The 14547-nt window shown below is 60.7% G+C and carries 12 protein-coding genes; 9 read left to right on the forward strand and 3 right to left on the reverse strand.

The window, feature by feature from the left end; genetic code table 11:
* Positions 1 to 512: 512 nt before the first annotated feature.
* Positions 513 to 878, reverse strand: a complete 366-nt coding sequence (locus ACZ3GY_RS08305; protein ID WP_463564666.1) for a YkgJ family cysteine cluster protein — start codon at positions 876 to 878, stop codon at positions 513 to 515.
* 182 nt (positions 879 to 1060) lie between these two features.
* Between ACZ3GY_RS08305 and ACZ3GY_RS08310 the strand changes: the two genes are divergently transcribed.
* From ACZ3GY_RS08310 to ACZ3GY_RS08350, 9 genes are all read left to right on the forward strand, one after another.
* Positions 1061 to 2515, forward strand: a complete 1455-nt coding sequence (locus ACZ3GY_RS08310; protein WP_465909639.1) for a TrkH family potassium uptake protein — start codon at positions 1061 to 1063, stop codon at positions 2513 to 2515.
* 87 nt (positions 2516 to 2602) lie between these two features.
* Positions 2603 to 2920 (forward strand): Mpo1-like protein, encoded by a 318-nt coding sequence (locus ACZ3GY_RS08315; protein WP_465909641.1) that lies wholly within the window; start codon positions 2603 to 2605, stop codon positions 2918 to 2920.
* Between the two features lie 203 nt (positions 2921 to 3123).
* Positions 3124 to 3213: a K(+)-transporting ATPase subunit F gene (kdpF, locus tag ACZ3GY_RS08320; RefSeq protein ID WP_465909642.1), complete on the forward strand. Its 90-nt coding sequence runs from the start codon at positions 3124 to 3126 to the stop codon at positions 3211 to 3213.
* Between the two features lie 8 nt (positions 3214 to 3221).
* Positions 3222 to 4919 carry a potassium-transporting ATPase subunit KdpA gene (gene kdpA, locus ACZ3GY_RS08325; protein ID WP_465909643.1) on the forward strand — a complete coding sequence of 566 codons (1698 nt, stop codon included), beginning with the start codon at positions 3222 to 3224 and terminating at the stop codon, positions 4917 to 4919.
* Between the two features lie 10 nt (positions 4920 to 4929).
* Positions 4930 to 6981, forward strand: coding sequence for a potassium-transporting ATPase subunit KdpB (gene kdpB, locus ACZ3GY_RS08330; RefSeq protein WP_465909644.1), 2052 nt, complete (start codon positions 4930 to 4932; stop codon positions 6979 to 6981).
* A 98-nt stretch (positions 6982 to 7079) separates the two neighbouring features.
* Positions 7080 to 7646, forward strand: a complete 567-nt coding sequence (kdpC, locus tag ACZ3GY_RS08335) for a potassium-transporting ATPase subunit KdpC (protein ID WP_465909645.1) — start codon at positions 7080 to 7082, stop codon at positions 7644 to 7646.
* Between the two features lie 5 nt (positions 7647 to 7651).
* The gene (locus ACZ3GY_RS08340; RefSeq protein ID WP_465909646.1) at positions 7652 to 10315 is read left to right on the forward strand and encodes a DUF4118 domain-containing protein; all 2664 of its coding nucleotides are present in this window, start codon (positions 7652 to 7654) and stop codon (positions 10313 to 10315) included.
* A 39-nt stretch (positions 10316 to 10354) separates the two neighbouring features.
* A complete protein-coding gene (locus ACZ3GY_RS08345; protein WP_465909647.1) occupies positions 10355 to 11065 on the forward strand; it encodes a response regulator in 711 nt (236 codons plus the stop codon).
* Positions 11066 to 11294: 229 nt separating this feature from the next.
* Positions 11295 to 12683: an adenylate/guanylate cyclase domain-containing protein gene (locus ACZ3GY_RS08350; RefSeq protein WP_465909649.1), complete on the forward strand. Its 1389-nt coding sequence runs from the start codon at positions 11295 to 11297 to the stop codon at positions 12681 to 12683.
* Here the strand turns inward: ACZ3GY_RS08350 and ACZ3GY_RS08355 are convergent.
* Together ACZ3GY_RS08355 and ACZ3GY_RS08360 are read right to left on the reverse strand one after the other, a co-directional pair.
* Positions 12676 to 13725, reverse strand: coding sequence for a glycosyltransferase family 4 protein (locus ACZ3GY_RS08355; protein WP_465909650.1), 1050 nt, complete (start codon positions 13723 to 13725; stop codon positions 12676 to 12678). The genes ACZ3GY_RS08350 and ACZ3GY_RS08355 overlap by 8 nt on opposite strands.
* Positions 13722 to 14546 (reverse strand): UDP-2,3-diacylglucosamine diphosphatase, encoded by an 825-nt coding sequence (locus ACZ3GY_RS08360; RefSeq protein ID WP_465909651.1) that lies wholly within the window; start codon positions 14544 to 14546, stop codon positions 13722 to 13724. Before ACZ3GY_RS08360 ends, ACZ3GY_RS08355 begins: the two co-directional genes overlap by 4 nt.
* Position 14547 lies beyond the last annotated feature (1 nt).

The following is a 14547-nucleotide window of genomic DNA, read 5'->3' on the forward strand; positions in this document are numbered from 1 at the left end:
GCGCGCACAGCCGAATCACCAGCAATCCTGTAGGAGCCCGCTTGCGGGCGAAAACGATTGCGGGCATCACGCAAATTCGCGGTGCAGCGACTATTCGCCGGCAAGCCAGCTCCTACAGGGATCGCGTGGATCCCTAACCTCCGTAGCCTGGCGTTGAGCGCAGCGATACCCAGGCTGCAAAAGCGAAGGGCCAAACCTTGCGCACCATGTAAAACGCGCTACAGCAGCCATTCGCCGGCAAGCCGGCTCCTACAGGGGTCGCGTGGATCCGTCACCTCCGTAGCCTGACGTTGAGCGCAGCGATACCCAGGGCGATTTCCCGGGTGTCGTCGCTGCGCTCGACACAAGCTACAAAAGCGGAGGCCGAAACCTTGCTCACCCTATAAAAACACGGTGCAGCAGCCATTCGCCGGCAAGCCGACTCCTACACCAGCGCGCAAATCCGGCGCAAATCCGTAGTAGCCGACTTGCCGGCGAATCGATGGGAGACGCAACAACGCATGGCCTGGCCGCTAGGCAACCCGATCTGGCGACATCTCTGGCTCCAATGGCGGCACCAGCGGCGGCAGCCCGTAAGCCCTGCGCGCGTCATCGCACTGCGGGTTGTGCTCGCCGTTGGCCCAGGAGGCCTCGAACTCGCGGCAGGTGCTGGAGCGCTGTTCATACAGCGTGCAGCGCGTGCCCTGCCCCACGTCGCCCAACAAGGCGTTGCAGCGTGATGGTTTGGCCTCGGTGCCGCGCATTGCGACGCGGTGCGGGGTGATCAGGATGACCTGTTCGTCGGGCACGCTTCCGCCTGCCGACTGACATTCACCCCAGAAGAAGGACACACGAAAATGCGCGCAGCAGGCGCCGCACGTGAGACAAGGATTGGACATGATTTCGAATGGGCTCAGAAACCGGCAAGGGCCGGCACCTGAGGGCGTATTCTATGCATCGCCATGGACTTGTAAAGCGCCCTGAGTGGCCGCCATACCGGGTGATCGAAGCACCTGAGCTGGCCGGTTTACAGCACCAGTGGCACAGGTAGAATGGCGCCACTTTTTCGCGGATAAAACCGATGGCCTGGCCAACCCTAAGACTCATCGCGTTCATCAATGGCATCTTTCTGATCACCCTGGCCATCGGCATGATTGGCCCGATGTTCACCTTGTTCGTTTTTGATCGTGCCGCGGAAGTGAGCCCCTTCGCCTGGTCGAGTCTGATCACCTTTATCGCCGGCCTGTCGATGATCGCCCGTGGTCGCCCCCAGGATGTTCAACTGCGCCCCCGTGACATGTACCTGCTGACGGTCTCGAGCTGGCTGATGGTGTGCATTTTCGCCGCCCTGCCGTTCATGCTCACCCAGCACATGAGCTACACCGACTCGTTTTTCGAGAGCATGTCGGGCATCACCGCCACCGGCGCCACCGTACTGACCGGGCTGGACGACATGTCGCCGGGCATCCTGATCTGGCGCTCCATGCTGCACTGGCTGGGTGGTATCGGCTTTATCGCCATGGCGGTGGCCATTCTGCCGATGCTGCGCATCGGTGGCATGCGCCTGTTCCAGACCGAATCCTCGGATCGCTCCGACAAGGTCATGCCGCGCTCGCACATGGTGGCCAAGTACATGGTGGTGGCCTATCTGGGCATCAGCCTGCTCGGTTGCTTGGGCCTGTGGCTCGCTGGCATGAGCTTCTTCGACGCCATCAACCACAGCATGTCGGCGATCTCCACGGGCGGCTTCTCCACTTCGGACATGTCCCTGGCGAAATGGACACAACCCGGGGTGCACTGGGTGACCGTGGTGCTGATGATCCTTGGCAGCCTGCCCTTCGTGCTCTATGTCTCGACCTTGCGTGGCAACTTCGGCGCGGTGCTGCGCGACCAGCAGGTACGCGGTTTTCTCGCCATTCTTTTCAGCACTTGGTTGGTTATGGGCACTTGGTACTACCTGACCACCGACCTGCATTGGCTCGACGCTCTGCGCCACGTGGCGGTGAATAGCACCTCGGTGATGACCACCACAGGCTTCGCACTCGGCGACTATTCGTTGTGGGGTGGCTTCGCCGGCATGTTGTTTTTCTACCTTGGTTTTATTGGCGGCTGCTCCGGCTCCACCGCCGGCGGGTTGAAGATTTTCCGTTTCCAGGTCGCCTACATCCTGCTCAAGGCCAACCTGATGCAACTGGTGCACCCACGCGCGGTGATCAAACAGCAGTACAACCATCACCGCTTGGATGAGGACATCGTTCGCTCGATTCTCACCTTCTCGTTCTTCTTTACCATCACCATCGCCCTGCTGGCGCTGGCACTAACCCTCTGCGGCCTGGACTGGATCACCGCGCTGAGCGGCGCCGCCAGCACAGTTGCCGGTGTCGGTCCCGGCATGGGCCCGATCATCGGCCCGGCCGGCACCTACGCCAGCCTGCCGGACATGGCCAAATGGCTGCTGACCCTGGGCATGCTACTGGGTCGCCTGGAGATCCTCACGGTGCTGGTTCTGCTGATGCCCGCTTTCTGGCGGCACTGATAGCGGCCTCAGCGCAGACGACCGGACACTACGATTGCCCGGAATCGGCCTAAACTCTCCTGACATAACAACAACAGGAAGCCGTCGATGAGCAGCCAACCCCGGGAACCCTTCAACTCCTTCGCCGAGTTCTATCCCTACTACCTGCAGGAACACCGCAACCCGACCTGTCGGCGCCTACATTACACGGGCAGTCTGTTGGTACTGGTGGTACTCGGTTATGCGCTGCTCACTCAGCAATGGCTTTGGCTGCTGACCTTGCCGGTTATCGGCTACGGCTTCGCCTGGGCAGGGCACTTTTTCTTTGAGCACAACAAGCCGGCAACCTTTCGCTATCCACGATGGTCGCTGATGGGCGACTTTGTCATGCTCAAAGATATGCTTATAGGACGTCTGTCTTTTTAACCCGCTGCCCCACCCGACTCATCGCCGGTGCAGCGTACCCAGCACGCTGCAGTGACGAACGCACAACCAAGCTGGCTGTTTGCATCGGCAGAAAATTTACAGGCTTTTTACGCTCCAGCACTGCTCTCGCAATCGAACCTTTACTCTCCTTGCTCTGAGAATGGCTCCATGCGCTATCCAGCGTCATTCGGAGCAAATCACAGATGAGCATTCTCGACGGTTTTTCCTTGGGCTTGGCCGCAGGGCTTTTTATCTATTTGTTGGTCGCGCTGATGCGCGCCGACCGTAGTTAGGAGGCGTCATGCACGCTCAAGAATATTGCTTACTGCTGGCCTTTTTCGTGCTGGTTCTGGCGCCAGCGCCCTGGTTGGGGCGTTACCTGTACCGCGTCATGGAAGGGCAGAAAACATTACTCACTCCGCTGCTGCAGCCTGTCGAGCAGCTTTGTTACCGTCTCAGCGGAGTAGATGAACGCGCTGAGCAAGACTGGAAAACCTACGCGAAAGCATTACTGACATTCTCCGTAGTCAGCTTGGTTACGCTGTTCTCCATCCTCATGCTGCAGGGCGTTTTGCCGCTCAACCCTGAGCATTTACCTGGCTTGGAAGGCACGCTGGCGTTTAATACCGCGGTAAGCTTTGTCAGCAACACCAACTGGCAGGCTTATAGCGGCGAAGCATCGCTCAGTTACTTCAGCCAGATGGTCGGCTTGGGCGTACAAAACTTCGTCAGCCCGGCGGTTGGTTTGGCCGTTTTGGTGGTGTTCTGCCGAGGTATCACTCGCAAATCAACCCACAACTTGGGCAACTTCTGGCTCGACCTGACCCGTGCCACGCTTTACGGGTTACTGCCGTTCTGCCTGATCCTCGCCGTGTTTCTGGTTTGGCAGGGCGTGCCGCAGACCTTAATGGACTACGTGCATGGCCTGACGCTGCAGGGCGCCGAACAGACCATCCCCCTCGGCCCAGCCGCCAGCCAAATCGCCATCAAGCAACTGGGCACCAACGGCGGTGGTTTCTTCGGGGTCAACTCAGCACATCCGTTCGAGAATCCAACGGCGTGGAGCAACCTGTTCGAGATGGCTTCAATCATCCTGATTCCGGCGGCGCTGTTATTTACCTTTGGCCACTACGTCAAAGACTTGCGTCAGAGTCGAGCGCTGCTGGCCAGCATGCTGATTCTGTTTACGCTGGGTCTAGGCATGACTATTTACGCTGAGCTACAGCCGAACCCTGCGCTGAGCGCGCTGCCCATCGAGCAAGTCGGTTCATTGGAGGGTAAGGAAAGCCGTTTTGGCACCGTTGCATCGAGCATTTGGGCGGTGACCACTACCGCTGCATCGAATGGTTCGGTGAACGCCATGCACGATAGTTTCAGCCCACTTGGCGGCCTGGTGCCGATGCTCAACATGATGCTCGGCGAAGTGATCTTCGGCGGTGTCGGTGCAGGGTTATACGGCATGTTGTTGTTCGTGCTGATAGCCGTGTTTCTGGCCGGCCTAATGATTGGCCGCACGCCAGAATACCTGGGCAAAAAACTCGAAGCCCGCGAAGTACGGCTGTTGGTGATCACCTTGCTGGTAATGCCAGTTGGTGTACTGGTACTGGGTGCGCTGGCAGCCAGTTTGCCGGTGGCCGCGGCATCAGTGAGCAATCCCGGCGCACATGGCTTTAGCCAGATTCTCTACGCCTACACCTCGGGCGCAGCCAACAATGGCTCAGCCTTTGCCGGCTTTGGCGCCAATACGCCGTACCACAACGTGATGATTGGCCTAGCCATGCTGATGGGGCGCCTCGGCTACATCCTGCCGATTTTAGCGATTGCCGGCAGCCTGGCCGCGAAGAAATCCGCGCCCATCGGTAGCAATAGCTTCCCCACACACGGCCCGCTATTTATCACCTTGTTAACGCTGACCATTTTGCTGATAGGCGGTTTGACCTTCCTGCCGGCGCTGGCTCTGGGGCCAATTGCCGAACAACTTGGCTCGTTGGCCCACTAAGGAAACCGACATGAGTTCGCAAAGCAAAATGCTGAACAGCATTCAGCAACATGCCAAAACCGGCCTGGCTACACTCTGGCGGCCGGCACTGAAACAAGCGTTTGTAAAACTTGATCCGCGCCAGTTGGTGCGCTCGCCCGTCATGCTGGTGGTCGAGTTGACGGCTGTAGTCACCACGTTACTGTGCATGGTTCCCACACCTCAGGTATCGACGGGATTCGCGCTACAAATTGCCCTGTGGCTGTGGTTTACCGTGCTGTTTGCCAACTTCGCCGAGGCACTCGCTGAAGGACGAGGCAAAGCGCGGGCCGACAGCCTCAAAGCCGGCACCCAGGGATTAAGTGCACGCAAGCAAACGGCTCCAGGCGAGTACCAGATGGTCAGCGCCAGCAGCCTGCGCCGTGGCGACATTGTGCGGGTTGAGACTGGCGAGCAAATTCCAGGTGACGGGGAAGTCATCGAAGGGATTGCGGCGGTTAACGAAGCGGCGATAACCGGTGAATCAGCACCAGTCATTCGCGAATCAGGTGGCGACCGATCGGCTGTTACCGGCAACACGGGCGTGGTCTCCGACTGGTTGCTGGTACAGATCACCGCCAACCCGGGTGAGTCGACACTGGATCGCATGATCGCTTTGGTCGAAGGCGCCAAACGGCAGAAAACACCGAACGAAGTCGCGCTGGATATTCTGCTTATCGGCCTGACCCTGATCTTCCTGCTGGTGGTCGCGACCCTACAGCCCTTCGCCCGCTATGCTGGTGGCGATCTGCCCTTGGTCTATCTGGCGGCGCTGCTGGTGACCTTGATTCCGACCACCATCGGCGGCCTGTTATCGGCTATCGGCATTGCCGGCATGGATCGTCTGGTGCGCCTGAATGTGATCGCCAAATCCGGGCGCGCCGTAGAGGCCGCCGGTGACGTGCATGTGTTGCTGCTCGACAAGACCGGTACCATCACCTTCGGCAACCGCCGTTGCAGCGCCATGGCCAACGCGCCGGACATCTCCAGCCAGGCGCTGTCGCAAGCGGCGCTGCTGGCCTCGCTGGGTGATGACACCGCGGAAGGCAAATCGATTGTCGAGTACCTGCGTACCCAACAGCCGATTGAGGAGCCGGCGCGTGACACGATCACGGTGATTCCCTTCACAGCTGAAACACGCTTGTCTGGCGCAGACTGGGACGGGCACATCTACCGCAAGGGCGCTGTCGATTCGGTGCTCGACTATCTCAACCTGAGTCGCGCGCAACTGCCGCCAGTGCTGGCCCGTGAAATCGAGAAAATCGCCCAGAGCGGTGGTACGCCGTTGCTGGTCGCCGGTGACGGCAAACTGCTCGGTGCGATTCACCTCAAAGACGTGGTCAAGCCAGGGATTCGTGAGCGCTTTGCCGAGCTGCGCGCCATGGGTATTCGCACCGTCATGGTCACCGGCGACAACCCGCTGACGGCGGCCGCGATTGCCGCCGAAGCCGGAGTCGATGACTTTATTGCCGAAGCCACCCCGGAGCGCAAACTGCAGCGCATCCGTAGCGAACAAGCCGAAGGCAAGATGGTAGCGATGTGCGGTGACGGCGCAAACGACGCGCCAGCATTGGCTCAGGCCGACGTTGGCATGGCAATGAACGATGGCACCCAGGCCGCTCGTGAGGCCGCCAACTTGGTGGATCTCGACAGCGACCCGACCAAATTGCTCGACGTGGTACAGGTCGGCAAAGAGCTGCTGGTGACGCGTGGCGCGCTGACGACCTTTTCGGTCGCCAACGATATCGCCAAGTACTTCGCCATCCTGCCGGCGCTGTTTGCCGGAATTTATCCGCAGCTTGGCGCACTCAACCTGATGCACCTGCACAGCCCGCAGAGCGCGATTCTGTCGGCCATCGTGTTTAACGCGCTGATCATCGTCGTCCTGATTCCACTGGCCTTGCGCGGCGTTCGGGTACAGGCACTGGACGCCGCCAGTTTGCTGCGCCGCAACCTGCTGATCTATGGGCTGGGCGGAATTATCGCGCCCTTTATCGGCATCAAGCTGATCGACCTGCTGCTGGTGGCCCTGGGATTGGTTTGAGGGGAACCCCGCAACGCGTTATCCACTGGGTCTAGCGATCTTGCGCCACGGCGGACAGGTAACTGCCCGCCTTACCAAGCGAAATTTGGAGAATCACCATGCTCAAACAACTCCGCCCCGCCATCTGCGTGCTGGCGTTTATGACCCTACTAACGGGTGTGGCCTATCCGTTAACCGTGACCGGCATCGCTCAGTTGCTATTCCCCGCTCAGGCCAACGGCAGCCTGATCAGAGACGCCAACGGCGAGGTGCGCGGCAGTGCACTGTTGGCTCAGTCGTTCGAGAGCAACGAATGGTTCCAGTCGCGGCCGTCAGCTGGAGACTTTGCGACCGTATCCAGTGCCGCAAGTAACCTGGCGCCCACCAATCCAGCACTGGCTAAGCGGATCGCCACCGATGCCGCTCAGCTTAGCGTTGCCGGCCAGGGCCCTGTGCCCATGGCACTAGTGACCACCTCGGGCAGCGGTTTGGATCCGCACCTGCCACCGGCTGCCGCGCGCTATCAGATCGCGCGTATAGCGGCGGCCCGCGGACTTCCTGCTGAAACACTGGAACGTCTGGTGACGCAATACACCGAACAACCCTGGGTCGGCCCGGCAGTGGTTAATGTGCTGGCGCTAAACCTGGCCCTGACTGACAGTCGCCCCTCAACTGAAGGTGAGTAAACGCCATGAGTGATGCCGTACGCGCCGATGCCTTGCTCGCCGAAATGCCTCGTGAGGGACGTGGTCGCCTGAAAGTGTTTCTCGGCGCGGCACCCGGCGTTGGCAAGACGTTTGCCATGTTGCAGGCTGCCCAGGCGCAACTTCGCCAAGGCGTGGATCTGCGTGCCGGAGTGGTAGAAACCCATGCTCGGGCAGAGACTGAAGCATTATTGGTCGGCATACCGCAGCAGCCACAGCGCAACCTCCAGTACCGCGGCGTGGCGATGACCGAAATGGATCTGGACGCCATTTTGTCCAACCCGCCTACACTCCTGCTGGTCGATGAACTGGCCCACAGTAATGTGCCCGGCAGCCGCCACACCAAGCGCTGGCAAGACGTGCACGAGCTGCTGGAAGCGGGCATCGACATCTACACCACAGTCAATGTGCAGCACCTGGAAAGCCTCAATGACAAAGTGCGCGACATTACCGGCATTCACGTCCGTGAGACCGTGCCGGATTGGGTGCTGCAGGAGGCCGACGAGATTCTGCTGATCGACTTGCCGCCCCGTGAACTGCTAGAGCGCTTACGCGATGGCAAGGTCTATGTGCCGGAGCAGGCACGCGCGGCCATCGATGCTTTTTTCAGCCAGACCAACCTCACCGCATTGCGTGAGCTGGCGATGCAGACGGCCGCCGCGCGAGTGGACGCGGACCTCAGCCGCCGCTATCGCCTGAACGGTCAGCAGGCGCCCACTGTACGCGGGCGATTACTGGTCGGGATCGACGCCAATCAACACGCCGAGCGACTTGTCCGGCACGCCAGCCGGGTCGCTGAGCGCCGCCATTTACCCTGGTCGGTCGTGCATGTGGATACCGGTGGCGAACGCGATGAGCGTCGCCTGGCCTGCCTGCAAGCCGCCCAGCAACTGACTGAACGCCTGGGTGGCGAGGTGGTCAGCCTACGCGCCAGCGAAGTGGCGAAAACCCTCATCGAACATGCTCAGGAGCGTCGCGCCAGCTTGATTTTGGTTGGCCGCAGCCATCGCTCGTGGAGCCTGCGAGGCTTACGTCGTAACGTGGCCGAGCGCTTACTGGCTCGCGGTCATGGCTTGGAAATTAGCGTGCTCGACTGTGAAGCAGAGGCAGCGCAAACGAGCAAACGCAGCGCGCCACTACGGGTGTGGCGCGACTATTGGCTGGCGCTAATCGCAGCACTGCTGGCCACGGGCCTGGCGCTGCTGGTATCACGCATTCTGGAGCTACCCAATATCTCCATGGTGTTCCTGATGGCCGTGTTGTTGGTGGCCGTGCGTAGCAGCCTGGGTCCGGCCCTGGCCTGCGCCGGCTTGTCGTTCCTGGCGTATAACTTTTTCTTCATTCCGCCCACATGGTCGCTGACCATTGCCCGCCAGGAGGACGTACTCACCCTGCTGTTTTTCCTGCTAATGGCGGCCCTGACGGGCAACCTGGCAAGCCGTCAGCGTCGACAAATGGAAACCCTCCGGCAAACTCAGAGCGAGACTACGGCGTTGCTCGAACTGTCGCGCAAGCTGACGGTTGCCACTGATCGCCAAGCCGTATTCGCCGCCGCGTTGCAGCAACTAAGCCTATGGAGTGAGATCGAAATCAGCCTGCTGTCTCGCAGCCCTGAGGGGTTCTGGAAGGTGGATGCAGGCGTACAACACGAGCTCGGCGAGCAGGAGCGCGCTGCGGCCGACTGGGCCTGGCAGCACGAACAGCCGGCCGGGTTGGGTACGGGAACACTGCCGAGTGGCCGTTGGTGGTGGTGGCCGTTATCGGCTGAAGACGGGCCTCTGGCCTTGCTCGGCGTCAGCCCGAAAGATGGTCGCGCGCTGCCCCCTGAACAGCGCCGCTTACTTGCCGCCTTGGCTCAACCCCTGGCCCAGGCACTAGAACGCGCACAGTTGGCAGAAGACCTCGAGGCCGCGCGCCTGCATGGCGAAACCGAAGAGCTGCGCAGTGCATTGCTCGCCTCGGTATCTCACGACCTACGCACGCCATTGACCGCCATGCGTGGCTCGATCGACAGCCTGCTTGCCGTCGGCGAGAGCATCTCACTGAGCGACCGCCGCGAACTTCTCGAAGGTACCCGCGACGAGGCCGAACGCCTGGATCGCTATATCCAGAATCTGCTGGATATGACCCGCCTGGGTCATGGCGGCTTGGCCCTGGCACGGGACTGGGTAGCGCCAGGCGATATAATCGCCAGCGCCTTACAACGTCTGCGCCAAGTGCTGGCCCCGTTGCAAGTTGAGGTGGCGTTAGCTGAAGAACTGCCACTGCTGTATGTACATGCCGCGCTTATCGAGCAAGCCCTCATCAATGTGCTGGAGAATGCTGCGCGCTTCTCACCCCATCAGGGCCGTTTGCGTATCAGTGTCGCCAGTGCCGCTAACGAGTTGAGTTTTGCCGTAAGTGATCAAGGCCCGGGGATTGCGCCGCATGAACGGGAGAAAATTTTCGATATGTTTTACACCGCGGCACGTGGTGATCGCGGAGCCCAGGGTACCGGTCTGGGGCTGGCGATTTGCCAGGGTATGGTGGGCGCCCACGGCGGCCGGGTGACCGTGGGCGAAGGGCTGGACGGTCGTGGAGCAACCTTGACGCTGCATTTGCCGTTGCATCCGCAACCGGCACTAGAGCAAGCGTTTGACGAACCTAATTAGACATTCCTTGATCAAGTCGTAACTTGAAGGGCGCGTGATATGAGCAGCAATCAACCGACCATTCTGGTGATCGACGACGAAGCGCAGATCCGCAAGTTACTGCGCATCAGTCTGACCGCCCAAGGCTACAAAGTTCTGGAAGCTACCAATGGCAGCGAAGGCCTGGCCCATGCGGCGTTGAACAAGCCCGCTCTGGTGATTCTCGATCTCGGTCTGCCGGATATGGACGGCCAAACCGTACTGCGTGAATTACGTGAATGGTCACAGGTGCCCGTGCTGGTGCTATCGGTGCGCGCCAGCGAACGAGAAAAAGTCATGGCCCTGGATGCCGGAGCCAACGACTACGTGACCAAACCGTTTGGCATTCAGGAGCTTCTCGCCCGCGTACGCGCGCTGATGCGCCAGGCAGGCAGTGCTGGCGAGCAGCTTTCCACGGTGAGCAGTGGCCCGCTCACCGTGGATTTTGCCTATCGGCGTGTATTACTGGCGGGACTGGAAATCAGCCTGACCCGCAAGGAGTACGACGTGCTTGCGCTACTCGCTCGGTATTTGGGCCGGGTAATGACCCAGCAGCATTTGCTCAACGAAGTCTGGGGGCCGAGCCACGCAGAAGACAGCCATTACTTACGGGTAGTGGTTGGCCGACTACGCCAGAAGCTCGGCGACGACCCGACCGCCCCTGGTTTTATCGTCACGGAGGCTGGAGTTGGTTACCGGTTACTCGACGTTTCAGTCACAAGCACATCTTAAAATCTGCACTGGCTGTCGAGAAAACTGCGACCTTTTATCCTGCAGGTTTATCACGCACAGACCGGCAAGCGGTTAAACCTGACCGTTCGGGGTCTTATGGCATTCCAGCTTTGCCGGCCCTTGCCCCAGCGTATATGATCCCGACTTTGCGCTGACCCGCTCCGCACGCTGCCTCCAGCCTGGCGTTCGGTTATGCAGTCGGATTTTCGGCAAGGATCGTTATCAACGAATGAACGCAACTCTTTCCTCTGTACCAGGCGGGCTGCCAGCGCTGCCCACACGCGAGTATTACTCCCGCGTGCTGGCCTACATCGCCGTAGCCGCCAGTGTCGCCGCCGGTACCTACGCGCAGGTGTTCAGCCACGAGTTGCTGTGGCTGGTGCCGTACGCCCTGCTCTACCCGCACCTGGCTTACTGGATCAGCAAACGCTTCAGGGACGATCACCCGCATCGCACGATCATGACCCTGCTGTTCGTCGATGCCTTGCACTGTGGTGCCGCTGCAGCGCTGTTGGGTTTCTCGGTGGTGCCGAGCCTGATGTGCCTGCTCACGCTGACGTTCAGCGCCCTGATCGTCGGCGGGCTGCGCGATATGGGCCTGGCGCTGTTGGTGGCCTGCAGCGGCGCTCTGCTCACCGCCTCGCTCACCGACCTGCACGTCGCACCGGAAACACCGGCGGTGGTGGCGCTGGTCAGTATCGTCTTCACCACGCTGTATATCTGCATAACCGCCTACTTCGTACACCAGCAGAGCATCCGCCTCAGCCAGGTACGCATCGAGATCAAGCGTGAGCAGGAAAAGGCTGCGCGTCTGGCCCGCAACCTGGCCAAGTACCTGTCCCCCCAGGTGTGGGAGTCGATTTTCAGCGGCAAGAAACACGTGCGCCTGGAAACCCAGCGCAAGAAGCTCACGGTGTTCTTCTCCGACATTCGCGGCTTCACCGAGCTGTCCGAAGAGTTGGAAGCCGAGGCTCTGACCGATCTGCTCAACACCTATCTCAACGAGATGTCGAAGATCTGCATGAAGTTCGGCGGCACCATCGACAAGTTCATCGGCGACAGCGTCATGGTGTTCTTCGGTGACCCGAGCAGCCAGGGTGCCAAGAAGGACGCCATGGCCGCGGTCTCGATGGCCATCGCCATGCGCAAGCACATGAAAGTATTGCGCCAGCACTGGCGCGCCCAGGGCATCACCAAGCCGCTGGAGATCCGCATGGGGCTCAACACCGGTTACTGCACCGTCGGTAACTTCGGTGCCGATACGCGGATGGACTACACCATCATCGGTCGCGACGTGAACCTGGCCAGCCGCCTGGAAAGCGCCGCCGAAGCCGGTGAGATCCTGATCTCCCACGAGACTTACTCGCTGATCAAAGACGTGATCATGTGCCGCGACAAGGGCCAGATCAACGTCAAGGGCTTCACCCGGCCGGTGCAGATCTATCAGGTGGTGGACTTCCGCCGCGACCTGGGTGCCACCTCCAGTTACGTCGAACACGAGTTGCCCGGGTTCTCCATGTACCTGGATACCAACGGCATTCAGAACTTCGACAAGGAACGGGTCATCCAGGCCCTGCAGCAGGCTGCCGAGAAGCTGCGCGACAAGATCATCATGTAATGCCCAGCCCCGCGGCTCGCGGCGGCAATTCGACATCCAGCGACTCGCCACTCAGCAGTGGCTGTCGGGCCAGAAACTCGACAGCCGACGCGCGCCAGGATTGTCGCCCGGCCTCCTGCGCACATAGCCTGCGATCCAGCTCCAGCGCTGCCAGGCACGCCTGACGCAAATCGTCGGCGAGCACGCCCGTCACGCCGGGCACCACTACATCCAACGGCCCCGGCACGGCGAAGGCTGCCACCGGCGTGCCGCAGGCCTGGGCTTCGAGCATCACCAGGCCGTAGGTATCGGTCAGCGAGGGAAACACCAGCACACTGGCGCGACGATAGAACTCGGCCAATTCCTCGCCGTGCCGGTAACCAAAGAACCTGACCTGACTATAAGCCTGTTGCAGCCCCTCTCTCTGAGGTCCATCACCGACCACCCATTTCTCGCCGGGTAGATCGAGCTCGAGAAATGCCTGCAGATTCTTCTCTGCCGCGATGCGCCCCACGTACAGAAATACCGCGGCCACCGGCGTCTGGGCACAGACCTTCGGGGCGAACAGGCGGGTATTCACGCCCTTGCGCCATAATGCCAGGCGCTGCAGCCCTCGACTGGCAAGCCCCTCGCGTAATCGTTCGGTACTGACCAGCACCGCCTGGCTGGGACGATGAAACAGACGCAGATAGGCATACCCCAACCCCAGCGGTAGCCACGGACATCGCGTCGTCAGGTATTCGGGAAAACGAGTGTGCACCGCACTGGAAAATGCCATGCCTCGGCGCAGCAGCCAACGCCGCGCCGCCCAACCCAAGGGCCCCTCGGTCGCCAAGTGTACGCAATCCGGAGCGAAGGCCTCGATGGCCGCAGCGACGCGCCACAGGTTCCAGGCCAGGGGAATCTCCGGGTAGCTCGGACAGGGCACGCAGCGAAATGCACTCGGCGAAAGCACGTCGACAAGATGCCCCATATCCCGTAACTCGCTGACCAGAGCCTGCAGACTGGTGACCACGCCATTGACCTGCGGCGCCCAGGCATCGGTGACGATCAGCAGCCTCATGCGGCTGGCTCGATGACCGCGACCTTGTCTGCCTGCAGTTGCGCCAGCCGCTCCTGCTCATCGGCCAAGCGATACAGCTCGATGCGCCCGTCCGGGTACTCGATCAGCGCCGTGCAGGATTCGACCCAGTCGCCACAGTTGAGGTACTCGACATCACCCAGCTTGCGGATCTCAGCGTGGTGAATATGCCCGCACACCACACCGTCGAAGCCGCGACGAGCGCATTCGTGGGTGATGGCTTCCTCGAAATCGCTGATGAAGTTCACCGCCGTCTTGACCTTGTGCTTGAGGTAGGCGGACAGCGACCAGTAGCCGTAACCGTAGCGACGCCGCCAGTGGTTGAGCCAGCGATTGAGCACCAGCGTGAAGGTGTAGGCCGAGTCGCCGAGAAAGGCCAGCCAACGGTGGTAACGGGTGATCACGTCGAACTGGTCGCCGTGGATGACCAGCAGGCGCCGGCCATCGGCGGTGACGTGCTCGACTTCGTCGACCAGCTGGATGTTGCCCAGCAGCAATTTCGAATAACGGCGCAGGAATTCGTCGTGATTGCCGGTGACGTAGATCACCTGAGTACCGCGCTTGCTCATGGTCAGCAGGCGTCTGATCACATTGGTATGCGCCTGCGGCCAGTAGATGCCACCGCGCAGCTTCCAGCCGTCGATGATGTCGCCCACCAGATAAATACGCTCGGCCTGATAACGCTTGAGAAAGGCCGCCAGGTGCTCGGCCTGGCTATCTCGTGTGCCCAGGTGCACATCGGAAATCCACAGCGTGCGGACGCGTTGCTTGCGGCTCGGCCTTACCAGTTGTGCGATGCTCATC

Source organism: Pseudomonas sp. PME37.24/006, from assembly GCF_055556635.1.